This is a genomic window from Nonomuraea coxensis DSM 45129, from assembly GCF_019397265.1.
GTDB lineage: Bacteria > Actinomycetota > Actinomycetes > Streptosporangiales > Streptosporangiaceae > Nonomuraea > Nonomuraea coxensis.
Map to the genome: position 1 here is coordinate 4,834,454 of NZ_CP068985.1, position 22,775 is coordinate 4,857,228.

Sequence of the window (22,775 nt, forward strand, 5' to 3'; positions counted from 1 at the left end):
ACTTCTGGCTCCAAGGGGGGCGTACGGGTGTGTTCGGACGGTCCATGTCAGTCCATCGACATTCCGCCGTCGACGTTGATCGTCTGACCGGTGATGTAGGTGGCGGCGTCGGAGGCGAGGAAGAGCAGGAGGTTGGCCACGTCGGCCTCGCGGGCGGGGCGCTGCAGCGGGATGTCACGGATCCACTCGGCCACGAGCTCGCCGGGCTGGTAGTCGCCGAGCTTGGCCCCCCAGGCGCCGTCCAGGTAGCCCCACATGTCGGTCATCACGATGCCGGGGCAGTAGGCGTTCACCCGGATGCCGTCCTTGGCGAGCTCCTTGGCGAGGGACTGCGTCATGCCGACGACCCCGAACTTGCTGGCCGCGTAGTGGGGGGTGAAGATGAACCCTTCCCTCGCCTGGGCGCTCGCGGCGTTGAGGATCACCCCGCCGCCGGCCGCGCGCAGCAGCGCGACGGCCTCGCGCGCCACGATGAAGTGGCCGACCGTGTTGACGTCGAGGACGCGCTTGAACTCCTCGGTCGTCAGGTCTGTCAGCCGTTCGACGCTGATCACGCCCGCGTTGTTGACGAGGACGTCGAGGCTTCCCCACTCCTCGGCCGCCACCGCGACGGCCGCCCTGACGGCCGCGTCGTCGGTGACGTCCGCCGTACAGGCGCGCGTGTCGAGCCCGTCGGCACGCATCAGCTTCGCCGTCTCGTGCACCTGATCGTCGCGGTCGACCAGCAGCACCGCCGCTCCCGCCTCGGCGAAGGCACGGGAGATCGCCCGTCCCATGCCATGGGCGGCGCCGGTCACCAGCACCTTCTTACCGGCGAAGTGGCCGGCGAAGATGCTCGAGGCCTGTTCGTTCATGACTCGCTCTGCTTTCTGGGAATGGCGGGCTGGAATCGGGAGCGTTCGATCGCCGATCGCCACGTCTGACGGCGGGCGTCGGCGCCGGATCTCTCCATCAGGGGGTCGAACGGCGAGCGGTCCCGGGGAAGGCGAAGGCACTCCTCCGCCGTCCACAGACCGCAACTGACGCCGGCCAGGTGGGCGGCCCCGGTGGCGGAGAGTTCGGCGATGTTGCTGCGCACCACGCGCCGCTGGCTCAGGTCGGCCTGTACCTGCATGAGCCAGTCGTTCTGGCTGGGGCCGCCGTCGGCGAGCACCGTGTCGATCGGGGTGCCCAGACGTTCTTCCACCGCGGAGAACAGGTCCTCCGTCTGCAGCGCCACCGACTCGAACGCGGCGCGGGCCAGGTGGCCTGGGCCGGTGCCCAGCCCGAAGCCGCTGACCAGCCCCACCGCCGACTCGTCCCACCAGGGCGCGCCCAGACCGGCGAAGGCCGGTACGAGATCGACGCCCTGGGTGTCGGGGACGGACTGCGCGAGCGCGCTGAGCTGGGCCGGGTCGACCCCGAGGATCTTGGCGAGCCACAGCAGGGTGGCGCCGGTCGACAGGATCGTCCCCTCGAAGGCGAAGGCCGGCACGGGGTCGGCCCACGCGATGGTGGTGACCAGCCCGTCCAGGACGCGGGCGCCGGCCCGGTCGTCGACCTCGGCGAGGCCCATGATCGAGCTGCCGCTGCCGTAGGTCGCCTTCACCTGGCCGGGAGCGCGCACCCCGTGGGCGTAGAGGGCGGCGTGGGAGTCGCCGAGGATTCCGTGCAGGCGCGTGCCGCGGGGAACGCCGGGGACGTCGATGAGCGCCGCCGTCGCCTCGGTCGACGCGCACACGCGCGGCAGGCAGACGGGCGGGATGCGGAACAGTTCGAGCAGTTCGCCGTCCCAGGTCAGCGTCTCCAGGTTGAGCAGCTGGGTGCGGCCGGCGTTACCGATCTCGATGCGGTGCTCGCCGGTCAGCGTCCAGGTCAGCCAGGAGTCGATGGTGCCGAGCGCGATCTCGCCCCGGCGGGCCGCGTCGCGGTGGGGATCGACCTGGTCGAGCAGCCATTCGTACTTGAGGGCGGAGAACATGGGGTCCAGCGGAAGACCGGTCTTCGCGCGGATCCTGGCGGCCCAGCCGGACTCCTCCAGGGGGCGTACCCGATCGGCTGTGCGCCGGTCCTGCCAGCCGAGGACCGGGCCGAGAGGTTCGCCCGTCCTGCGGCTCCAGATGACGGCGGATTCGCGCTGGTTGGACAGGCCGATGCCGACGAGTTCGACGTCCACGGAGTCCAGAACGGTCACGAGCGCGGCGACGACGCTTTCCCGGATCTCGTTCGCGTCCTGCTCGACCCAGCCGGGAGCGGGGTCGGCCCGGCCGATGCCGACCGAGGACCTGCCGAGGACTCTGCCGTCGGCGCCCACGACGACGGCCTTGCTGGAACTCGTCCCTTGATCGATGGCGGCGACCGCGGGGACACCTTTGGGCATGCTGGCGTCAGCCACGAATTGTTTCTCCTGCCGAATGTGCACCTGAACCGTGAAGCGGCAGTGGCGGCGCACGTCGCCACTGGCCAGACGGCTGATGCATATCTATTCAGTGATGAATTATCGGTCAATGCATCGTGGCAGCGAGCGGATGAGCATGTCAACAGTCATGGAGGTAAAGGGCTCACCTGAAAAAAGCGGGACGGTGAGGAGAGCCGGCCGACCCTGCACACCCCCTCCGACCTGCAAGCCTTGCCCCATCATGGGATGACAGGTTCTCTTACTACAGTCATGCTTTGTGATCTATAGTCGGGCTCGTGTCGGAGGTGGTGCCGTCTGAGGATCTCCAGTCGTGGACGGCCGGGCTGGACGAGCTGTTCGCGCGGGTGGCCCGTCGTTTCGGCCGGGTGGAGCCGCGTCGGCAGGCGCGGGCATACCTGGTCGGGCTCCTGGCGCCGGTGGAGCGCAAGAACGGCTGGCAGCTGGCCGAGGCCGCGGGTGACGCGCGGCCGCATCGGATGCAGCGGCTGCTGAACAACGTGCGCTGGGATCCCCGGGAAGTCCGTGTCGACCTGCGGAATTACGTGGTCGACAAGCTGGGCGAACCGGGTGGCGTGTTGATCGTGGGCGATACCGGGTTCGTCAAGAAGGGCGCCCGGTCGGCCGGAGTGCAGCGCCGGGCGGCCGGCGCGGCAGGCCGGGTGGAGAACTGCCAGCTCGGGGTGTTTCTGGCGTACGCCACCCCGCGCGGGCGCACCCTGCTCGATGCCGAGCTGTATCTGCCGAAGTCCTGGACCGATGACCGTGCCCGATGCGTCCAGGCCGGCATTCCGGACAGCGTGCCCTTCACCACCGAACCGGCGCTGGCGACCGCGATGCTGGGCCGCGCCCTGGACGGTGGAGTGCCCGCCTCGTGGGTGGCCGCGGACGAGACGTACGGCCAGGACCACGAGTTCCGTGCGTTCCTGGAGGCACGCAAGATCGGGTACGTGGTCACGGTGCCCAGGAGTCAGCCGATCGGCACCGGCGACACCGGCTCACGCGCTGACGCCGTAACCGCCGATGCCCCTGAGCAGGCGTGGAAACGCCTGCCCGCGGGCGATGGGGCCAAGGGGCCGCGCCCATACGACTGGGCAATGGCCACGTTGCCGCCGCACGCCGACGACGATCTCGGCGGCTCCGCGGGCTTTCAGCGGCGGCTCCTGGTCCGCCGCGGCCTCGCGCCGGACGACCGAGGCGAGCGTGGGCCGGCCTTCTGGCTGTGCTTCGGACCTGTGGGAACCCCGCTACGGGAGCTGGTGCGCATCGCTGGTTCCCGCTGGGCGATCGAGGAGTGCCTCGCCTCCGCCAGGAACCAAGTCGGACTGGATCAGTACCAGGTCCGCCGCTACGACGGCTGGCACCGCCACATCACCCTGGCCATGCTCGCCCACGCCTACCTCGCCGGCACCGCCGCCCACGCCACGGAAGCGTCTCGCCCCCAGCCGGGATCTGCCGTCTCCTGGCACGTCTGACCAGCACCGTCACTCATCCGCTCAACCCCGCGCCCGCAGCGGCCACAACAAGAATCTGTGCAACAGATCGCGAAACGTGACTGTGGTATCAGCTGCAGGATGCGTTCGCCGAAGGTGTGGGCCGGTTGCTTGGGGCATACCGCGTATGCATACTGAGTATCCATGTCGGTCAGACACGGGCTGCTCGCTCTCCTCAGCACGGGGCCACGCCACGGCTATCAACTACGGGTCGAGTTCGAGGCGTCGACGGGGGCGACCTGGCCGCTCAACATCGGCCAGGTCTACACGACGCTGTCCCGCCTGGAGCGTGACGGCCTGGTCGAGCCGGGCGAGGCGGACGAGCAGGGCCGGGTCGTCCACACGATCACCGCGGCCGGCCGGGAGGAACTGGCGCGGTGGTTCAGCACCCCCGTCGTGCAGTCCGACCGGCCGCGGGACGAGCTGGTCATCAAGCTGGCGATGGCGATCGCCGCCGGCAGGGCGGACGTCGCCGAGGTCATCCACAGGCAGCGGACGGCGACCATGCGCGCCCTCCAGCAGCTCACCATGGCCAAGCGCGCCGCCACGGACAGCGCGGCCCAGCGGCTCGTGATCGACTCCATGATCTTCCAGGCCGAGGCCGAGCAACGGTGGCTGGACCACTGCGAGGCCGTTCTCAAGGAGGAGAGATGACGTTCGTACGGCTGGCCGAGGTGGCCAGGGTCCACGGGGAGGGCGCGACGGCCGTGCACGCGCTGAGGGGCGTGAGCCTGGAGGTCGACGTGGGAGAGCTGGTCGCGGTCATGGGCCCGTCGGGGTCCGGCAAGTCGACCCTGCTCAACCTCGCGGGCGGGCTCGACCGGCCCACCTCGGGGACGGTGCGCGTCGGCGAGCAGGACCTCGCCGCCGTACGCGATCTCGCCGCGCTGCGGCGGCGCAGCGTCGGCTACGTCTTCCAGGACCTCAACCTGATCACCTCGCTGACCGCGGCGGAGAACGTGATGCTGCCGCGCGAGCTCGACGGCGTGCGATCGAGCCGGGCCAGGAAGGAGGCCATGGCCGTGCTGGCGGAGGTCGACGGCGAGGACCTCGCCGACCGCTTCCCCGAGGAGCTGTCCGGCGGGCAGCGGCAGCGCGTCGCGATCGCCCGCGCCCTGGTCGGCGAGCGGCGCCTGCTGCTGGCCGACGAACCGACCGGAGCGCTCGACACGCGCACCGGCGACGAGATCATGCGCACGTTACGGGCCCGCTGCGACGCGGGCGCGGCGGTCCTGCTGGTCACCCACGAGCCGCGCTACGCCGGCTGGGCCGATCGGGTGGTGTTCCTGCGCGACGGGATGATCGCCGACACGACGGACACGCCGACGGCGAGCGCCCGATGAGCGCCCTTCTGGCCGCGCTGCGCATCGCCCGCAGAACCGCCTGGCGCGCCCGGGGACGCAGCGCGCTCATCATGGTGATGATCGGCCTGCCCGTGCTGGTGATCACGGCGCTGTTCACCCTGGTCGAGACCATGAGCGTCTCCGGGCGGGAGGGGCTGACGGCCGAGCTCGGCGCGGCCGACGTCCGCCTCGTGCAGGTGCCCGCGGGCACGGACCTCCACCAGGAGGCGAACGGGTCGAGCTGGAGCACGAGCGGCGGCGGAGCGCCCGGGCCGGGGCTCGGCCCGTCCGAGGTGGTGGCCCTGCTCGGACCGGGCACCCGGCTGGTCCCCTTCGCCACCGGCGTGCTCCTGCCGGGCCCGGAAAAGATCGACGCGGAAAAGATCGACGCGCTGCGGATCGACCTGCGTGACCCTCTCACCAAGGGGATGCTGACGTTGACCAAGGGCCGGTTGCCCGCCGCCGGGGAGATCGCGGTCACCCCCGCGTCCGGCCTGCGGCCAGGCGACGTCCTGCGGCCGCCCGGCGCGGCCCCGCTGAGGGTGGTGGGCGTGGTCGAGCACCCGAACCGGCCGTCGTACCGGCAGGTCGTGGGTCCTGACGTCTCGCTGCCGCCGCTGGACGGGTTCTGGTCCCCCGGCGAGTACGGCGCAGGCTGGCTGGCCGACACCCCCAGGCCGGTGACCTGGAACGACGTCCCCGCCCTGAACAAGGCCGGTCTGTACGTCACCGCCCCCGCCCTGATCCTGGACTCGCCCCGCACCCCGGCCCGTCCCGGCGCCATGAACGTCCAGGGGACGGTCGGGCTCGGCGCCATGGTGATCATGGTGGTGCAGGAGACCGTGCTGCTCGCCGGGCCCGCCTTCGCGGTCGGGCTAAGAAGGCGGCGGCGGGAGCTGGCCGAGATCGCGGCGCAGGGCGGCTCGCCCGCGCACCTGCGGATGATCGTACTGGCCGACGGGCTGGTCCTCGGCGGCGCGGCCACGCTCGTGGCGGCGGCGCTGGGCGTCGCGGCCGGAGCGCTGGGCGCCCCGATCGTGGCGAGCTGGACGGCGGCGCCGGTGGGGCCGGTGGACGTGCCGTGGACGGCGGTGCTGGCCGTGGCCGCGCTGGGCCTGGTGTCCGGGATCACGGCGGCGCAGGTGCCCGCCGCGCAGGCGGCCCGGCAGGACCCCGCGAGCGTGCTGGCCGCCCGCCCGCCCGCCGCCGCCGACGGGCCGGGACGCCCGCTGGCGGGGGTCGTGCTGGTGCTGGCCGGGCTGGGGGCGACCGTGGTGGCGCGCCGCCAGCCGGAGTCGGTCTGGGTGTGGGCCGCCGCGGTGCTGATCATGATCGGTCTGGTGGTGCTGACCCCCTGGCTGGTCCGCTTCACCGGACGGGTGGCCACACGGCTGAGGCCCCCGCTGCGGGTGGCCGTCCGCGACGCGGTGCGCCACCGTTCCCGTACGGCGAGCGCCGTCGCGGCCGTCATGGCGGTCACCGCCACGGCCGTCGCCATGGGCATCGGCGCCCAGAGCGCGTACATGGACCAGCGCGACGCCTACACCTCGGCCCGCCCGGCCGGCATGCTCGCGATCTGGGGCGGCACCATGAGCGACGCCACCTGGAGCAGGCTCCGCGCGGAGGCGGCCCGGCAGTTGCCCGGGGTGCCGCTGGTCGCCGGCTACCAGGTGCAGGACGCCAAGGGCCACCGCTACGCGCTGCGGTACACGGTGCGGTGGAACGGGAAACGCGCCCGCCGCACGGTGGCCGTCGGCGACCGGGCCCTGCTCAGGCTCCTGCAAGGGCGCGACGACCCGGCGGCGGCCGCGGCGCTGGCGGCGGGCAAGGCCGTGGTGTTCGACCCGGCCGCGGTGCGCGACGGCAAGCTGGCGCTGCGGGCCGGCTCCACGTCCGGTCCCCCGCGCAAGCTGGACGTCCCGGCGGTGGTCGCCGTGCCCGCCGACGAGCACCAGGGCGGCGCGCTGCTGCCGCGCGCCCTCGTCGAGCAGGCGGGGTTCGCCACGGCGGAGCGCCAGCTCTACGCGATGCACCGGCCGCCGGCCGGCTCCACGCTGGGACGGGATCTCGCCAAGGTCACCCAGCGGGTCACGGTCGCCTCCGAGGAGGGCTACCGCAACGTGCCCGATCCCGCCCTGTGGGGCTGGCTCGTGGGCGCCGTCGTCCTCGCGGCCGGCGGCACGCTGGTCGCGACCCGGCTGGCGGCGGCCGACATGCGGCCCGAGCGGGCGACGATGCTGGCGATCGGCGCGCCGCCGGCGACGCTGCGGCTGGTGGTGGCCGGCCAGGCCCTCTACGTCTCCGCGCTCGGCGCGCTGGTCGGGCTGGCCGCGGGAGCGGTGACGGGCGTGGCGCTGAGCCGGCCGATGACGACGTACGGCGCGGGGGATCCCGCCACGATCGCCGTGCCGTGGCTGTTCGTGCTCGCCGTGGTGGCCGGGCCGCCCGTCCTGGCGACGGCGGCGGCGCTGATCACCCGGACCAGGCTGCCGCTGACCCGCCGGCTCCTGTGACCCGCGCCCCTGGCCGTCGCCGCCGTCACGCAGGAGCGCGCGCAGGCCGGCGATGGCGGCGGCCACCCGTGACAGCGGCCCGGCCGGGTCAGGGAGCGCGGCGGGCCGCCGGCTGGTGGTCCGGGACGAGCGGGGCGGCCGTGCGGGGGTCCAGCGGCGGGGGCGAAACGGTCGTCGTCTTCTCCTCAGAAGGTCAGGAACGGTCGGCGACAGGTTCGGGCAGGGGCGCGGCGGCGCGCCGAGGGAGCAGCAGCGGGGTCGCCAGCAGGAGCACGCCGGCCAGGGCGATGGCCGTACGCGGGCCGAGCAGGCCGCCCAGCACCCCCCAGACGGCGGTCAGGAGGGCGGTCGTGGCCCTGGTCGTCACCGCCCAGGCCGACAGGGTGCGGGTGACCAGGCCGGACGGGGTGCGTTCGAGCCGGTAGGTGGCGTGGACGGGGTTGAAGACGGCGCAGCAGAAGATGAGCCCGAGCTCGACGCCCATCACCAGCAGCAGCCCCCCGGTGCCCGGCCCCAGCAGGGCCAGGCCGACGGGCCAGATCGCGCGCAGCGTTCCGGCCGCGGCCAGGACCCGGTGCTGCCCGAACCGGCCGACGAGCGGACGGGCCAGCCGCGCGCCGAACAGCCCGCCGATCGCGGGCACGGCGAAGGCGAGGCCGTACTGCCACGGCGCGAACCCGAGCTCGCCCAGCATCAGGACGGCCAGCAGCGCGTCGATGGCCATCACCAGGCCGTTGAACAGGGCGGTGTTGAGGAACAGCGGGCGCAGCGTCGCGTCGGCGAGGATGTGCCGCCAGCCGTCGAGCAGGTCCCCGGCCCGCGGGCGCGCGGCCGGCCGGGGCGCGGGCCCCGGCTCCCGCCCGCCGATCGCGCGGATGCCGAGGGCCGAGAGCAGGTGGCTGACCGCGTCGGCCACCACCGTCGCCACCGGTCCGAGCAGCCCGATCGCCGCGCCGCCGAGCGGCGGCCCGATGATCGTGGTCGTCCAGGCCGTGGACTCGAAGCGGGCGTTGGCGACGAGCAGGTCCCCGGCCGGCAGGAGCGACTTCAGGTAGGCGCCCGACGCGGCGCGGAAGGTGATGTCGGCCGCCGCGGTCACGACCGAGACCAGCAGGAGCTGGACGAAGGTCAGCACGCCGAGCACGTACGCGGCCGGGATCGTCAGCAGCGCCGCGCACCGCAGCAGGTCCGTCCCGACGAGCACCGGCCGTTTGTGCCGGAACTCCACCCACGGGCCGAGCGGCACCGCCACGGCCGCGCCCACCGCCGCCCCCGCGGAGGCCAGCACGGCGACCTCCGCGGGCCCGCCGTGCAGCACCTGGACGGCGATCAGCGGGAACGCGCCGAACGCCAGCCACGTGCCGAGGGCGCTGGTCCCGTACGCTGCCCACAGCCATCCGAACGGCCGCCCCAGCCGATGCCCGCTCCGCATGCCCGACACTCCTGTCCGCTCGCCCGCCACAACCGATCGATGATCGATGAGCATCCAAGCGCGCGCCGGAACAGGGGATCAAACAACGCGAAGCCGTCCAGCCACAACCGGCTGTTGTAGCCGTAGGGTGTGGGCGTGGATCTCGACACCGTACGGACCTTCGTCGCCGCCGCCGACGCCGGGCAGTTCCAGGAGGCCGCCGCCGAGCTGGCCATCACCCAGCAGGCCGTCTCCAAGCGCGTCGCCGCGCTGGAGCGCGAGCTCGGCGTGCGGCTGTTCACCCGCACGCCGCGCGGCGCCGCGCTCAGCATCGACGGGCAGGCGTTCCTCCCCCACGCCCGCGACCTGCTCCGGGTCGCCGAGCGCGCGGTCGCGTCCGTACGGACCGGCAGCCGGCCGCTGCGCGTCGACGTGATCGCCTCACGCGGCGCGGCGTCCGGCCTCATGCGCGCCTTCCACCAGGCCCACCCAGGAATCGAGCTCGGCGTGGTGATGCTGCACGACATCGAGGCCGCCGTCGCCGCCATCCGGTCCGGCACGATCGACGCGTCCTTCCGCGCCGTCACCGCGCCCGGCCGGCCGCTCCCGGAGGACATCGCCTCCGTACGGGTGCTCGACGAGCCCCTCCAGCTCCTCACCGGCCCCGCGCACGCGCTGGCGTCCGCCCGGTCGGTGACGCCGGCCCAGCTCGCCGGGCACCGGATCTGGATGCCCGGCCTCGACCCCGGCACCGAGTGGGCCGCCTACTACGACGACCTCGTCGCCGAGTTCGGCCTCGCCATCGAGGCGACCGGGCCCAACTTCGGCTCCGACGCGCTGCTCGACACCATCGCCGACACTCCGGCGCTGGCCACGTTCATGGGCGGGCACACCCGTCTGGTCTGGCCCGCCGGTCACGGGCTGCGCCGCATCCCGGTGACCGATCCCACGCCGGTCTACCCGCACTCGCTCCTGTGGCACCGCGACAACCCGCACCCCGGGCTGGCCACGCTCCGCGACCATCTGGCCGCCGCGTCGGACGGTCACGGCGCCGCCGGGACGTGGGTGCCAGGGTGGGCGAAGCGGCGCTGAGCCGCGGCGGCCTCAGCCGAGCACCTCCACGTGGCCGTCGGTCCCGTTGACGCGGATGCGCTGCCCGTCGCGGATCAGCCGGGTGGCCCGCTCGACGCCCACGACGGCCGGCAGCCCGTACTCCCTGGCGATCACCGCCCCGTGCGTCATGGGGCCGCCCACCTCCGTCACCAGTCCGGCGGCGGCGACGAACAGCGGGGTCCAGCTCGGGTCGGTGTAGGCGGTGACCAGGATGTCGCCCGTCTCCAGGTCGGCCCGCGCCATGTCCGTGACGACCCTGGCCCGGCCCTCGACGGTCCCGGCCGAGGCCGGGATGCCGGGCAGCGCGCCGGGCGGCAGGTCCTCGCGCCGGTAGCGGCCGGTGATGACCTCGCCGTCCGAGGTGAAGACCCGGGGCGGGACGAGCGTCTCGTACGTGCGGAACGCCGCCCGCCGCTCCGCGACCAGCCCGGCGTCCACGTCGCCGGTGCGCACGGCCTCCCGCAGCTCCTCGAAGCGGAGGAAGAAGACGTCGTCCCGCTCGCGCAGGACGCCGGAGCTGACGAGGCGGTCGGCCTCGCGCAGCAACGCCTGCTTGTACGCGAAGTAGCGGCTGATCATGCCGTACTTGGGGTACTCGCGGTAGCCGGTGAAGGCGCGGACACGGTCGATCATCCGCTTGGTCTCCTCGGCCTTCGCCTCCCCACCGGGCAGGGCGCGCAGCCGCGCCAGCACGTCCTGCTCCTTGCGCCGCGACTCCTGGAGTCCCTGCTCGAAGTGCCGCCGGCCGGCGCCGGGCTCGAAGTTCCTGACGTTGCCGAGGATGGTGGGCACGAGCAGGGCGGGGTTCTCGCTCCAGCGGGTCCGGGTGATGTCGATCTCGCCCGCGCAGCGCATGCCGTACTCGTCGAGGAAATCCAGGATGGCGGCCCGCGCCCCCGGCCCGCCGGGCAGCCCGGCCAGCTCGTCCAGGAACCCCGCGCCCTCCCGGCCCTCGTCGGCGACGCGGCGCAGGACCGCCACGACCTCGGGGTGCGGCCGGACGGCGTCCGCGACGTCGAGGAGCGCCAGCCCCATCTCGGAGGTGACGTTGTGCGGCACCGACTGGGTGAGCGCGTCGGCGGCGTTCTTCTCCCCCAGCCACGTCTCCAGATGGTCGTTGAGCCACCACGACGCCTCCATGCCCGCCATGATCGCCTGGGAGCTCCGCGGGCTGAACAGGGCGCGCCTCAGCTCCGCGAGGTCGGCCAGGATGAACTCCATCAGCTCCGGCCCGGACAGCGTCGCGATCGTGCTCCGCAGCGTGGCGAGGGACTCCCTGTCCGCCTCGATCAGCTCGGTGACGAGGGCCGGGTCGGGCTCGGCCGGTGCGGGCGGCGGGCCGGCGGGCGCCCCGGCCGGCGCCCCCGCGTCGGGCCGCGAGGGGATGTCGGGCCGCGAGGGGATGAGGTCGCCGCGGTCGATGACGGTCCGCAGCGCGTCCCGCATCCACGGGTCGTCCTTGCCCAGCGTCGCGAACAGGCCGTCCCTGCCCGCGGGCGTCGCCAGGGCGGCGGCGACGTCGACGAACAGCCGCCCGCCGGCCTCGTGCATCGGCCGGGGCGTCGTGAGCTGCCACACCGAGAGCCCGAGCGGCTTCATCGCGTCGGTCATCATCTGCTGGTGGCCGACGGAGACGTAGACGTGGTTCTCCTGGTCGCCGCTCTCGGGAACGGGGAACAGAGTGGTGATCGGCCGGCTCTGCACGATGTGGAAGTCGTCGCCGGTCAGGCACCATTCGATGTCCTGCGGGCGGCCGAAGTGCGCCTCGATCCGGCGGCCCAGCCGGGCCAGGGCCACGACCTGGGCGTCCGTCAGGACCGGCCGCGCCTCGTCGGCCGGCGCCGTGGCGCTGACCCGGTCGTCGCGCACCGCGTAGACGTCGCCGGTGACCAGGCCGGACACGAGCGCCTCGCCGAGGCCCCGCACGGCCTGCACCGAGGCGACCTTCCGGTCGGAGGTCACGGGGTCCGCGGTGAACAGGACCCCGGCCGCGTCAGGGACCACCATCCGCTGGACGACCACGGCCATCCGCACCTGACGGTCGTCGAAGCCGTTGCGCCGCCGGTAGGTGACCGCCCGCTCGGTGAACAGCGACGCCCAGCACCTCCGGACGTGCCGGACGATCTCCGCCAGGCCCACGACGTCGAGGTAGGAGTCCTGCTGGCCGGCGAACGACGCGCCCGGCAGGTCCTCGGCGGTCGCGCTGGACCGCACCGCGTACGCGGCTCCCGCGCCGAGCCGGTCGAGCGCGTCGCCGATCTCCGCCACGAGCTCGCCGGGCACCGTGACGTCCTCGACGACACGGCGGACCTCGGCGCTCGCCTCGCGGATCGCCTCGCGGTCGTCAGGATCGACGCGCGCCAGCAGGTCGAGCCGGTCGCCGAACGACGGCGCCGCGGCCACCACCCGGCGGAAGGCGTCCGTCGTGACGCAGAAGCCGTCCGGCACGCGGACGCCGTCGATCCGCGACAGCTCGCCGAGGCCCACTCCCTTGCCGCCGACGTCCGCGATGTTCGTCGAGTCGATCTGCGCGAAACCCAGCACGTAGCCCAATTCGGTTGCTCCATCGTTCGTCCGGTCGGTACGCAACGGGCAAGTATGGAGCACTTTCTGACTTCTCATGAGGGGCGCTGATCTGCTATAGAGTGAAAGGGGATCAAGGATCGCCGCACCAGCCGTTGGCCCGGAACGCCAGGCCCACGACATCGGCCACGGCACCGTCCGCGCAGGCCCGCACCACCGTGCCGGCGGCCGCGCCGACGCCGGGATGGCCGTCCCCGACCGCGACGCCCAAACCGGCCGCCGCGATCACGTCGAAGTCGTTGGGGTTGTCGCCGACGGCCGCCACCTCGTCCAGCGACACCTCGGTCACCCCGGCGGGCAGCTGGAACCGCTGGTCACGCAGCTCCCCGCGAACGATGCCCGGCTCTTCTCGCCCGCCTGGAAGCAGGGAATGCACGGCGCGGAGTCTCGCATCCGACGCCGACAGAAATCGGGGTGAAACGATCCGGACGGTCCGGACAGGTACAGGATGTCGGGACCCCGGACGAGAGAAGGCAGCGTGACTCCCCCTGACCACAAGCGGCGTTTCGAGGTGATCTACGTTGCCAACTATGCCGACATCCTCGCCTATGTCCGGCGACGTACGGAGTCGCCGGACGACGCCGCCGACGCCCTCGCCGAGACGTTCACCACGGCCTGGCGCCGCCTCGACGACATCCCCGAGGGGCGGGACGCGCGGCTGTGGCTGTTCGGCGTGGCCCGCCGCGTGCTGGCCAACGGCCGCCGGGCCGAGTCGCGCCGCGGCGAGCTGGTGGAGCGGCTCGGCCGGGAGCTGGCCGCGTGGGCGGAGCCGGACCGGCCGGGCGGCGCGCTCCCGGGTGTACGGGAGGCGTTCGCGCGGCTGAGCCCCGACGATCGCGAGATCCTCTCGCTGGTCGGCTGGGAGGGGCTGGGCTCGGACGAGGTGGCCACCGTCCTGGGGTGCTCGCGGGGCGCCGCCCGGTTGCGGCTGCACCGCGCCCGTAAACGCCTGGCCAGGGAGTTGCGCGCGGCGGGCATCGACGTCGCTGCCATCGGCCTGCGTGCCATGGAACTGTCGAAGGGAGCGATCTGATGCACGACCTCGACCGCCTGGTGGCGAGCCTCGCCCCCGATCCCGGCCCCGGCATGACGCCGACCGCCAGGGAACTGATGGACGAGATCACCGCGCGCCCGGTCACCGCGCAGGCCCGCGCGCCCCGCCGCCGCCGCGCATGGGCGGCCGTGCCGGTCCTGGCCACGCTGGCGACCCTGTTCTCCTTCGGCGTCGCCCAGGCGCCCGCCTCCGCGGCGCTCGACATCCGGCTCGTGGACGGCGACTACGTGATCACGGTCAAGGACCTGATGGCCGAGCCCGAGGTGTACCAGCGCGAGCTGAAGGCCCGGGGCCTGGACATCACGCTCGCCGTGGTGCCGACCTCCGCCAGCCAGGCCGGGCAGATCTTCGTGCTGCACGACCTGGACCGGCTGCGGGCCGGACAGGCGGTGCCCGCCGAGGGCCCGATCACCACGATCGACGCCCCCGGCTCCTGCGAGCGGTCCGGCGGCTGCCCGATCGGCGTCAAGGTGCCGGCCGACTTCGACAAGAAGGCCCGGATCACGCTCGGCAGGCGGGCCAGGCCCGGCGAGAAGTACAAGATGCCGCCCGGCATCGCCATGCCCGGCGAGCCGCTGCACTGCGTGGCCTACGTCAACAAGACCGTCGCCGAGGTGGCGGCGATGCTGCGCGAGCGTGGCGTGACCCCGGCGTACGTCGCCGACTGGCAGCATGCGCAGCCCTCGGCCCCCGCCGGCTGGTACGTGCACGACGGCGTCATGAGCGCAGACGGCGAGGCGCTCCTGCTGGTCGGGCCCGAGCCGCGCGCCGAGGAGCAGACCTCGGAGCCGCGCTGCTGATCCACCCCGGGGAGCCCCGCGAACGGGGCTCCCCCTGCCGGCGCGGCCCCCGAGCCCGCCGCGCCGGCTCCTCTCACCGCCGCGCGTGCCGTCGCCGCGCGCCTGCGGGCTTCTTCCATCGCCGCGCGTGCCTCTGCCGCGCGCGTGCGGGTTTCTTCCTCCGCCGCGCGTGCCGCTGCCGCGTGCGCGGGCCTCCCCGTGTTCCCCGCCGATCGGATTTCGTGTGCTCCTCGACGCTCCTCCCGCCGTGCTGCCCTCGCGGCGCGGCCCCCTCGCCGGTCACGGCGCGTTCGCCGTGCTGCTCGCCTGCGCGGCCGCGCTGCGCGTGGTGACGATGCTCGGCTACCGCCCGGCCACCCTCTACTGGTACGACTCCTACACCTACCTCGACACCGCCGCGCACCTCGCCCCGTCGGCGGCCTTCCACCCGATCGGCTATCCGCTGCTGCTGCGGGCGCTGCTGCCGTTCCACAGCGTCGAGCTGGTCGTGGCCGTCCAGCACGCGCTCGGCCTGGGCGTCGCCGTGCTGGTGTACGCCGTGCTGCGCCGCAGGTCGCTGCCCGGCTGGGCGGCGGCAGCGGCGACCGTGCCGCCGCTGTTCGACGCCTCGTTCCTGCGGCTGGAGCACGCCGTCCTGTCCGACACCCAATTCATCTTCCTCGTCGTGGCGGGCCTGGCCGTGCTGATGTGGTCGCCGCGCCTGTCCGTACGGGCCGCGACCGTGGCGGGCCTGCTGTTCGCGCTGGCCGCGCTGACCCGGACGATCGCGCTCCCGCTGCTCCTGCTCGTCGTGCTCGTGCTGGCCGTGCGGCGCGCGGGCTGGCGCCGCCTGGCCGCGCTGGGCCTGGCGGGGACGCTGCCGCTGGCCGCGTACGCCGCCTGGTACGCCCAGCACCACGGCCGGTTCGCGCTCAGCGGCGCGGACGGCGTCGCGCTGTGGGCCCGTACGATGACCTTCGCCGACTGCGCCCGTGTCCAGCCGCCGCCCGCCGAGGCCCGGCTCTGCCCCAACGGCACGGAGCTGGACGCCGCCTCCGAGTACGTGTGGGCCCCGGGCTCCTCGCTCAACCTCCTGCCCGGCGACCGTTTCGCCCACAACGGGCTCGCCCGCTCGTTCGCGCTCCGGGCGATCGCCGCCCAGCCGCTCGACTATCTGGGCAAGGTCGTACGGGACACCGCCATCGCCTTCTCCTGGACCCCGATCGCGCATCCCGCCCGCGTCACGCCCGCCTTCGGCTTCAGCCACGGCCGCTGGCCGCTGGCCGCGCAGCCGCTGGCCGCCAAGGTCCAGCGTGAGTACGACCCGGACCTGCGCGGCATGCGTTCGGTGTCGCCGTACGCGGACTTCCTCGTCGCCTACCAGTACGTCGCCTACCTGCGCGGCCCCCTGCTGGGCGCGATCCTGCTGCTCGGCGGGGTGGCCGCGGCGCTGCGGCCCGCCGTGGCGCTGCTGCCGTGGGCGGTCGCGGTGGGCCTGCTGGTCGGCCCGGTCGCCGTCCTGGACTTCGACCACCGCTATGTCCTGCCCGTCGTCCCGGTCGCCTGCCTGGCGGCCGCTCTGGCGTTCAGCCGTCGCGACGGGTCGCCGGGGGCGCGGTGGAGTCGCGGATGACGAGCTGCGCGCCGACCCGGCAGGCCCGCCCGTTGCGCGCCTCCTGGGCGCCGTCGCGGGCGCCGTCGGCGTGCTCATCGGCAGCGACCACTGCTGCTACGACGTGGCGCAGAAGCAGTCGCGCCGCTCCGACGTGCGCGCCATGCCGAACGGCCTGCCGGGCGTGGAGACCCGGCTGCCGGTCATCTTCTCGGAGTTCGTCGCGGGCGGCCCGGCCGGCCTGCCCGGGCGGGGCCGGCTCCGCCGCCGCGCCGGTGTCACCCGGTCGCGGGCTGGAGCAGGCCCTCCTCCTCCGCGGCCTGCCGGTCGTAGGCGGAGCGCGCGGCGGAGATCTCCTGCTGGTGCTCCTCCGTCCAGACCACCAGCGACTTGATCACCTCGTGCAGGGAGATGCCGAGCGGCGTCAGCTCGTAGTCCACCCGGGGCGGCACCACCGGGTAGACGGTCCGCCTGACCAGCCCGTCCCGCTCCAGCCGGCGCAGCGTGACGGTGAGCATCCGCTGGCTCACGCCGTCCACGGCGCGGCGCAGCTCGGTGAACCGCATCGTCCTCCTGTCGAGCAGGGCGATCACCAGCAGCGACCACTTGTCCGCCACGCGGTCGAGGATGTGCCGCACGTCGCAGTCCGCCCGGACGTCCCACTGCCTGGCCTCGTCGTCCTCGGTTCCCGTGCAGTAACCCGGTGCCTTTGAAGTGCCTTCTTCCATAGCTCTCCATGGTGACGCAAGATTCCTTCGTTACGAAAGAGAACCATTGGAGAGGTTCCTGTGTCCACCACCGTTCAACCCCCGTCGGCCTCGCTGAGGATGACCCCGCGCGCCTGGGGAACGCTGTTCGTCCTGTGCGGAGCGATCTTCCTGGAGGGCATCAACGTCGCCATGCTCAACGTGGCGCTGCCCGCCATCCGGGCCGACCTCGGCCTGTCCACCGGCGAGCTGCAGTGGGTGATCAGCGCCTACGTCCTGGGCTACGGCGGGTTCATGCTGGTCGGCGGCAGGGCCGCCGACCTGTTCGGCCGCCGCCGCATGTTCCTGGCCTGGCTCGCGATCTTCCTTGTCGTCTCCGCCCTGGGCGGCATGGCCGGCGAGGGCTGGCAGCTCATCGCCGCCCGCTTCGTGGCCGGCGTCGCCGCGGCGGTCATGACCCCGGCCGGACTGTCGATCATCACCACCAGCTTCGCCGAAGGACCGCCGCGCAACCAGGCGCTCCTCGTCTACTCCGGCACCGCGGCGGGCGGCTTCTCGCTCGGGCTGGTCCTCGGGGGCCTGCTGGCCGCCGTCGACTGGCGGCTGGTGCTGTTCGCGCCCGCCGTGCTGGCGCTGATCGTCCTCCTGCTGGCCGTGCCGCTGATTCCCGCCGCCCCGGCCGAACGCCCCGGCGACCGGCGCGTGGACGTGCTCGGCGCGGTCACCGTCACCGCCGCCATCATGCTGCTGGTCCTCGGCGTCGAGCGGGCCGCCCACGCCGACGCCGCCTCGACCGCCGTCACCGTCGCGGCGGGGCTCGCCCTTCTCGGCCTGTTCGTGGTGGTCGAGCGCAGGTCCGCCGTTCCGCTCCTGCGGCTGGGCCTCCTGCGCTCCGGGCCGCTGGTCCGGGCCAACCTGGCCGGCCTGCTGTTCGCCGGGGCCTTCTTCGGCTTCCAGTTCATCGCGGTACTGTACCTGCAGGAGCTGCGGGGCTGGAGCTCGCTGCAGACCAGCCTGGCCATGCTGGCCGTCGGCGCGGACGCCGTCCTCGCCCCGACCCTCACGCCCCGGCTGGTCAACCGCTTCGGCAACGCGAAGGTCATCGTGGCGGGGCTGCTCCTGGCCGTGCTGTCCTACGTCCTGTTCCTGCCCATCGGCCCGGACACCGTCTACCTCGCGATGTTCCCCACCATGATCGTCCTCGGGGTGGCGTTCGCCCTCGCCTACGGGCCGCTGACCATCGTCGCGACCGACGGCGTGGCGGAGAGCGAGCAGGGAGTGGCCGGCGGGCTGCTCTACACCTCCTTCCAGTTCGGCGCCGCGCTCGGGCTCGCCGCCAGCACCGCCGTCATCGTCGCCACCACGGCGGGCGGCGCGGCGGATGGCACGGCGGGCATGCTCGACGGCTATCGCGCCGCCCTGGCCGTGCCCATCGCCGCCGCGGTCCTGGCCGCCGCCGTCAGCGCCTTCGGCCTGCGCAGGAAGGCGCCGGCCCGATGACCGGCGCCGCGGAACCCTCATAGGGGCGGCGCGCCACCCCCTCCTTGTGTAGGCTGCCTATATATAGACAGCCTACGCTTAGGACGGGTCATGGGACGCACGAACCGCAACCTGCTGGTATGGCTGCACGTGCTGACGTCGGTGGGCTGGATGAGCCAGGCACTCGCCCTGTTCACCCTGAACGTGTACGGCATGGCCACGGGCGACCGCAACGCCTACGTGATGGCGGAACTGCTCGACGAGAACGTGCTGGTGCACCTGGCCAACGGGTCGATCTTCACCGGCTTCATGCTCTCGGCGCTCACCCGGTGGGGCTACTTCCAGTACTGGTGGGTGCTGCTGAAGTCCGTCATCTCGCTGGTCCAGCTCAACGTCGCCATCCTCCTGCTCGGCCCCGCGCTGACCGCCCTCGCCGAGGGCGGGACCGCGCCCACCCCGGCGATGCCCGTGGGCACGCTGCTCATGGCCTCGGCCATCGCCTTCCAAGGGTGGCTCTCGATCGCCAAACCGTGGAAACGCACCCCCTGGACCGCCAAGCCCGTGCCGTCGCCCGCGCCGCCCGCCTGGTTCCCGTACGTCGTCCTCGCGGTGCCCGTGGCCGACTTCGCGCTCGCCCTGCTCGTCTTCGGCAACCCGGCCCCGATCTTCTTCGTTCTCACGGCGGTCGGCTACCCCTTCTGGCGTTCCCGCCACCTCGCGCCCGCCCCGGCCTCCGGGTGACGACGGACGCGTTCCGCGCCGCTGGGCCTCTCAGGCGGGGCACGGGGCCATGGCCGACGCGGTCAACGGCGGGTAGCTCCCGCCGCCCGCCCGCTCGGCCGCGTCGATGTAGCCGGCGAGGGCCTCACGGGATCGGGCCAGCCTGCCGAGCTGATCGTCCAGCCGCCGCAGCCGTGACCGCATCGCCGCCAGCAGCTCGGGACAGCCGATCAGTTCCGGGGCCTCTCCGGTCGCGCAGGGCAGCAGGTACGCGATGTCCTCCGACGACAGGCCCGCGCCGAGCAGGTGCCGGATCTGCCTCACTCGCAGCACGGCGTCCTCGTCGTACTCGCGGTAACCGTTCGCGCCCCGTGCGGGCCGCAGCAGGCCCTGCGCCTCGTAGTAGCGCAACTGGTGGGTGTGCACGCCCGTCCTGCGGCTCAGTTCCCCGATCAGCATCCCGAACCTCGCTTGACCTTCATACCGGTGTCAACGTCGACGATGCTGCCATGAACCGCACCACCGAAACACCTGTGACCGTCGTCGGGCTCGGGCTCATGGGCCGGGCACTCGCCGGGGCGTTCCTCAAGGCCGGGCACCCCACGACCGTGTGGAACCGTACGCCCTCCAAGGCCGGCCCGCTGGTGGCCGAGGGCGCGCGGCCGGCGGCGACGGCGGGCGACGCGCTCCGCGCGGGCCCCCTGACGATCATCTGCCTCACCGACTACCCCGCCGTGCGCGAGCTGCTCGGCGCGCACGAGAACGCGCTGGACGGCACCACGCTGATCAACCTCACCTCCGGCGACTCCGCCCAGGCCCGGGACACCGCCTGCTGGGCCGGGCAGCGCGGTGCCCGCTACCTCGACGGCGCCATCATGGCCGTCCCCCCGGCGATCGGGACCGCCGAGGCGGAGATCCTGCTCAGCGGGCCACGGCCGGACTTCGAGGCGCACCGGCCGGCGCTCGGCGCGCTCGGCACCGTCACCCACCTCGGCGCGGACCACGGGCTGGCGTCCCTGTACGACGTGGCCGGCCTCGCCATGATGTGGAGCGTGCTGAACGGCTGGCTCCAGGGCACGGCCCTGGTCGGGACGGCCGGCGTCGACGCCGCGACGTACGCGCCGTTCGCCCGGCGGATCGCGGCCCTGGTCGCCGAGTGGCTGCCCGGGTACGCCGAGCAGATCGACAGCGGCTCCTTCCCCGCCGAGGTGTCGGCCCTGGAGACCGACGCGCGGGCGATGAGCCACCTCATCGAGGAGAGCGAGGCGGTGGGGGTCGACGCCGGGCTGCCGAGGCTGTTCAAGGCGATGGCCGACCGCGCGATCGCCGCCGGCCACGGCGGTGAGCAGTACCCCGTGCTCATCGAGGAGTTCACCACGCCGCGAGCCGCCACCGATGATCATCGGCGATAAGGTACGCCGGTGGACAACCTGGAAAGCCTCGTCATCACCCGCAGGTTACGCGTGCCCCTCGACCCCGCCCCCGGGACCTCCCGGCCGGGCCGGGGCGAGGCGGCGGCCCGCCGGCTCGACGCCGCGCTGCTGAGCGCCGGCTTCACCTGCTCGCCGGCGCTGCTGGAACGGCTGTCGCGGCTGCCCGGGGAGAGCGTGATCGACCTCGGCGCACGGATCCTGGCCGCCGTCCGCCACCTGGCAGGCGACCACGTACGGCACAACGCCTACTTCATCGACTTCCCCCGCAACGTCCCCGACACGGCCGAGTTCTGGGCGGGCCTGCTGCGGCGGGCGCTGCCCGACCCGGACGCCTCCGCCCAGGCGGTCACGCCGCGGACCCTGAACCTGCTCACCCTGCCCGGCTACGGCCGCTACCCGCACACCCACGCCGACCTGGTGGCCGCGCACGCCGAGCTGATCCCGCTGGCCGGCGACCGCGTCACCGTGCTGGACCTGGGCGGCGACCTGCGGTCGGAGGCACGCGAGCTGTACCTCTCGCTCGCGGGCTCACAGGTGCCGCTGCCGGCCGAGGACCTGACCGCGCTGCGCGAACTGGCCGCGTACTGCGCCGGGCACTGCCCGGAGCTCGCCGCCGCTGAGGCGCCGGAGACCGTGCCGGTGCGGGAGAACCGCGCCGTCGTCAACGAGGCACGCCTGGCCGCGGGCCTGCCGCTGCTCGTGGACACCGTGACCGACGTGCTCCGCCTGGCCTGCGGCGCCTCCGGCGGCGACGTCACGCTGGCCACCGCCACCAGGTTCCGCTCCTTCCGCCGGGCCGAGCGCCGCGCCCTGCTGCGCGCCCTGGACGCCGTCGCCACGCAGGCCGCGCTGGGCGAGGTGCCCCGCCTGCGCGAGCAGTGGAAGCGGCTCGGCGAACGCCTGCACCCGCACGAGTACCCGCACCTGCCGCGCGCGGCGCACGTCTTCGACGTCGCCCGCGGCGAGCTCCGGGCGCGCGGGCTCGGCAGCCGGGTGGAGGAGGCGCTCGCGGCCGGGCGCACGCAGGAGGCGGCCGAGCTGCTGTCGGGCTCGCCCGGCGCGCTGCTGCGCCGCCTGGACCACCTGCTGCGCACCGGCACCGAGCAGGAGCGGGTGCTGGCGGCGGCCGCGACGGCGGCGCGGGCCGCGTCCGGCCGGGTGCTGCTGTCGCTGCGCGAGCACCTGCACAACCGGCTCGCCCCCGCCGCCGGGCGGGTCTTCGTCAACCGGCACGGCCGGGCCTGGACGAGCGCCGACACCCGCCCGCCGCTCGCCCCCGACGTGCTGTCGCAGGTCGCGGAGCTCCTGGACGAGGAGATCACGCGGCGGCTGCCCGACCTCGGCAGGGTCGTCGTCGAGCCCGCCATGCTCGACGTCGCGCTGCCGCTGTCGGCCAAGGCGGTCGTGCCCGGGCTCGGCATGCTGCCGCGCGGCTCGCTGTCGCCGGTCGAGGGGGAGCTGCTGCGCTTCTTCGTCCACTGGCGGCAGGCCGGGCGGCGCACCGACTACGACCTGTCGGCGCTCATGCTGGACGAGGAGTACGGCGACCCCGAGTACGTCTCGTGGACGAACTACACCAACGACTTCGCCACGTACTCCGGAGACCTCACCTCCGCGCCCGACGGCGCGAGCGAGTTCATCGACATCGACCTCGGCCGGGCCACCCGCCCGGTCATCGTCCCCCAGGTCAACATCTACGCCGGCGAGCCGTTCGACGAGGCCGCCGAGGCCTTCTTCGGCTTCATGACCAGGGACGCCGCGCAGCAGGGCCTGCCGTTCGAGCCGCGTACGGTGCGGATGAAGTCCGACCTGCGCGGCGCGGGACGCGTCGCGCTGCCGCTGGTGTTCCTGCGCGGCGGCGACGGCGGCTGGCGGGCCAAGTGGCTGCACCTCTACCTGAAGGGCCACCCCGCCTTCAACCAGGTGGAGGGCAACCGGGTGAGCACGGCCCTGCTGGTGCGCTCGATCGTCGAGCGCGACCACCTGACGGTGCGCTACCTGACCGGCCTGCTGGCCCGCAGGGGCTCGACCGGCGAGCGCACCACCTACCTCGGCCTGCGGGCGCCCGCCGACGCGCCGCAGGGCGCCACCGTCCACACGCCGGCGACACTGCACGAGCTGATCCCCGCCTGATAGGATG

At 73.6% G+C, this 22,775-nt stretch carries 20 protein-coding genes; 12 read left to right on the plus strand and 8 right to left on the minus strand.

What is annotated here, in order from left to right; all coding sequences use genetic code 11:
• Positions 1 to 47: 47 nt before the first annotated feature.
• A complete protein-coding gene (locus Nocox_RS22730) occupies positions 48 to 854 on the minus strand; it encodes an SDR family NAD(P)-dependent oxidoreductase (RefSeq protein WP_020540508.1) in 807 nt (268 codons plus the stop codon).
• A complete protein-coding gene (locus Nocox_RS22735; RefSeq protein WP_211212489.1) occupies positions 851 to 2,374 on the minus strand; it encodes an FGGY family carbohydrate kinase in 1,524 nt (507 codons plus the stop codon). Before Nocox_RS22735 ends, Nocox_RS22730 begins: the two co-directional genes overlap by 4 nt.
• 311 nt (positions 2,375 to 2,685) lie before the next feature.
• Between Nocox_RS22735 and Nocox_RS22740 the strand changes: the two genes are divergently transcribed.
• The 4 genes from Nocox_RS22740 to Nocox_RS22755 all read left to right on the plus strand — a co-directional run bounded on the left by Nocox_RS22740 (position 2,686) and on the right by Nocox_RS22755 (position 7,744).
• The gene (locus Nocox_RS22740; protein WP_157382757.1) at positions 2,686 to 3,870 is read left to right on the plus strand and encodes an IS701 family transposase; all 1,185 of its coding nucleotides are present in this window, start codon (positions 2,686 to 2,688) and stop codon (positions 3,868 to 3,870) included.
• A 162-nt stretch (positions 3,871 to 4,032) separates the two neighbouring features.
• Positions 4,033 to 4,542, plus strand: coding sequence for a PadR family transcriptional regulator (locus Nocox_RS22745; RefSeq protein ID WP_020540505.1), 510 nt, complete (start codon positions 4,033 to 4,035; stop codon positions 4,540 to 4,542).
• Positions 4,539 to 5,231, plus strand: coding sequence for an ABC transporter ATP-binding protein (locus Nocox_RS22750; RefSeq protein ID WP_020540504.1), 693 nt, complete (start codon positions 4,539 to 4,541; stop codon positions 5,229 to 5,231). The genes Nocox_RS22745 and Nocox_RS22750 overlap by 4 nt, the downstream gene beginning before the upstream one ends.
• The gene (locus Nocox_RS22755; RefSeq protein WP_020540503.1) at positions 5,228 to 7,744 is read left to right on the plus strand and encodes an ABC transporter permease; all 2,517 of its coding nucleotides are present in this window, start codon (positions 5,228 to 5,230) and stop codon (positions 7,742 to 7,744) included. The genes Nocox_RS22750 and Nocox_RS22755 overlap by 4 nt, the downstream gene beginning before the upstream one ends.
• A gap of 193 nt (positions 7,745 to 7,937) precedes the next feature.
• Here Nocox_RS22755 and Nocox_RS22760 read toward each other — a convergent pair whose 3' ends face one another.
• Entirely contained in the window at positions 7,938 to 9,176 is a 1,239-nt protein-coding gene (locus tag Nocox_RS22760; RefSeq protein ID WP_020540502.1) for an MFS transporter, read from the minus strand.
• A 129-nt stretch (positions 9,177 to 9,305) separates the two neighbouring features.
• Between Nocox_RS22760 and Nocox_RS22765 the strand changes: the two genes are divergently transcribed.
• The gene (locus tag Nocox_RS22765; RefSeq protein ID WP_020540501.1) at positions 9,306 to 10,247 is read left to right on the plus strand and encodes a LysR family transcriptional regulator; all 942 of its coding nucleotides are present in this window, start codon (positions 9,306 to 9,308) and stop codon (positions 10,245 to 10,247) included.
• Between the two features lie 12 nt (positions 10,248 to 10,259).
• On the opposite strand, the gene rph is transcribed toward Nocox_RS22765, so the two are convergent.
• On the minus strand, positions 10,260 to 12,812 hold the full coding sequence (gene rph / locus Nocox_RS22770; RefSeq protein WP_246649886.1) for a rifamycin-inactivating phosphotransferase: 2,553 nt from the start codon (positions 12,810 to 12,812) through the stop codon (positions 10,260 to 10,262).
• A gap of 112 nt (positions 12,813 to 12,924) precedes the next feature.
• Positions 12,925 to 13,227 (minus strand): HAD family hydrolase, encoded by a 303-nt coding sequence (locus tag Nocox_RS22775; RefSeq protein ID WP_211212488.1) that lies wholly within the window; start codon positions 13,225 to 13,227, stop codon positions 12,925 to 12,927.
• A gap of 102 nt (positions 13,228 to 13,329) precedes the next feature.
• Between Nocox_RS22775 and Nocox_RS22780 the strand changes: the two genes are divergently transcribed.
• The 3 genes from Nocox_RS22780 to Nocox_RS22790 all read left to right on the plus strand — a co-directional run bounded on the left by Nocox_RS22780 (position 13,330) and on the right by Nocox_RS22790 (position 16,317).
• The gene (locus Nocox_RS22780) at positions 13,330 to 13,884 is read left to right on the plus strand and encodes an RNA polymerase sigma factor (RefSeq protein ID WP_020540498.1); all 555 of its coding nucleotides are present in this window, start codon (positions 13,330 to 13,332) and stop codon (positions 13,882 to 13,884) included.
• Positions 13,884 to 14,705, plus strand: a complete 822-nt coding sequence (locus tag Nocox_RS22785) for a hypothetical protein (RefSeq protein WP_020540497.1) — start codon at positions 13,884 to 13,886, stop codon at positions 14,703 to 14,705. Before Nocox_RS22780 ends, Nocox_RS22785 begins: the two co-directional genes overlap by 1 nt.
• 223 nt (positions 14,706 to 14,928) lie before the next feature.
• Entirely contained in the window at positions 14,929 to 16,317 is a 1,389-nt protein-coding gene (locus tag Nocox_RS22790) for a hypothetical protein (RefSeq protein ID WP_020540496.1), read from the plus strand.
• Here Nocox_RS22790 and Nocox_RS22795 read toward each other — a convergent pair.
• The gene (locus Nocox_RS22795) at positions 16,271 to 16,408 is read right to left on the minus strand and encodes a hypothetical protein (RefSeq protein WP_169576986.1); all 138 of its coding nucleotides are present in this window, start codon (positions 16,406 to 16,408) and stop codon (positions 16,271 to 16,273) included. The genes Nocox_RS22790 and Nocox_RS22795 overlap by 47 nt on opposite strands.
• A 166-nt stretch (positions 16,409 to 16,574) precedes the next feature.
• Positions 16,575 to 17,024, minus strand: coding sequence for a winged helix-turn-helix transcriptional regulator (locus Nocox_RS22800; RefSeq protein WP_020540494.1), 450 nt, complete (start codon positions 17,022 to 17,024; stop codon positions 16,575 to 16,577).
• Between the two features lie 60 nt (positions 17,025 to 17,084).
• Here Nocox_RS22800 and Nocox_RS22805 point away from each other — a divergent pair, with 60 nt between their 5' ends.
• Both Nocox_RS22805 and Nocox_RS22810 read left to right on the plus strand, forming a co-directional pair.
• A complete protein-coding gene (locus tag Nocox_RS22805) occupies positions 17,085 to 18,503 on the plus strand; it encodes an MFS transporter (protein ID WP_246649498.1) in 1,419 nt (472 codons plus the stop codon).
• 90 nt (positions 18,504 to 18,593) lie between these two features.
• Complete coding sequence (locus tag Nocox_RS22810; protein ID WP_020540492.1) at positions 18,594 to 19,223, plus strand: hypothetical protein; 630 nt, start codon at positions 18,594 to 18,596, stop codon at positions 19,221 to 19,223.
• A 30-nt stretch (positions 19,224 to 19,253) separates the two neighbouring features.
• On the opposite strand, the gene Nocox_RS22815 is transcribed toward Nocox_RS22810, so the two are convergent.
• Positions 19,254 to 19,661 (minus strand): MerR family transcriptional regulator, encoded by a 408-nt coding sequence (locus tag Nocox_RS22815; RefSeq protein WP_020540491.1) that lies wholly within the window; start codon positions 19,659 to 19,661, stop codon positions 19,254 to 19,256.
• Positions 19,662 to 19,711: 50 nt separating this feature from the next.
• On the opposite strand from Nocox_RS22815, the gene Nocox_RS22820 reads away from it, so the two are divergent.
• Positions 19,712 to 20,614 carry an NAD(P)-dependent oxidoreductase gene (locus Nocox_RS22820; protein ID WP_033407750.1) on the plus strand — a complete coding sequence of 301 codons (903 nt, stop codon included), beginning with the start codon at positions 19,712 to 19,714 and terminating at the stop codon, positions 20,612 to 20,614.
• Positions 20,615 to 20,623: 9 nt separating this feature from the next.
• Positions 20,624 to 22,768 carry a TerD family protein gene (locus Nocox_RS22825; protein WP_020540489.1) on the plus strand — a complete coding sequence of 715 codons (2,145 nt, stop codon included), beginning with the start codon at positions 20,624 to 20,626 and terminating at the stop codon, positions 22,766 to 22,768.
• Positions 22,769 to 22,775: the final 7 nt, after the last annotated feature.

Excerpts from the sequence above, each read along its gene's own strand:
- Nocox_RS22730 (WP_020540508.1), bottom strand. The coding sequence starts at position 854 with ATGAACGAACAGGCCTCGAGCATCTTCGCCGGCCACTTCGCCGGTAAG.
- Nocox_RS22745 (WP_020540505.1), top strand. The coding sequence starts at position 4,033 with ATGTCGGTCAGACACGGGCTGCTCGCTCTCCTCAGCACGGGGCCACGC.
- Nocox_RS22750 (WP_020540504.1), top strand. The coding sequence starts at position 4,539 with ATGACGTTCGTACGGCTGGCCGAGGTGGCCAGGGTCCACGGGGAGGGC.
- Nocox_RS22755 (WP_020540503.1), top strand. The coding sequence starts at position 5,228 with ATGAGCGCCCTTCTGGCCGCGCTGCGCATCGCCCGCAGAACCGCCTGG.
- Nocox_RS22760 (WP_020540502.1), bottom strand. The coding sequence starts at position 9,176 with ATGCGGAGCGGGCATCGGCTGGGGCGGCCGTTCGGATGGCTGTGGGCA.
- Nocox_RS22785 (WP_020540497.1), top strand. The coding sequence starts at position 13,884 with ATGCACGACCTCGACCGCCTGGTGGCGAGCCTCGCCCCCGATCCCGGC.
- Nocox_RS22800 (WP_020540494.1), bottom strand. The coding sequence starts at position 17,024 with ATGGAAGAAGGCACTTCAAAGGCACCGGGTTACTGCACGGGAACCGAG.
- Nocox_RS22810 (WP_020540492.1), top strand. The coding sequence starts at position 18,594 with ATGGGACGCACGAACCGCAACCTGCTGGTATGGCTGCACGTGCTGACG.
- Nocox_RS22815 (WP_020540491.1), bottom strand. The coding sequence starts at position 19,661 with ATGCTGATCGGGGAACTGAGCCGCAGGACGGGCGTGCACACCCACCAG.
- Nocox_RS22820 (WP_033407750.1), top strand. The coding sequence starts at position 19,712 with ATGAACCGCACCACCGAAACACCTGTGACCGTCGTCGGGCTCGGGCTC.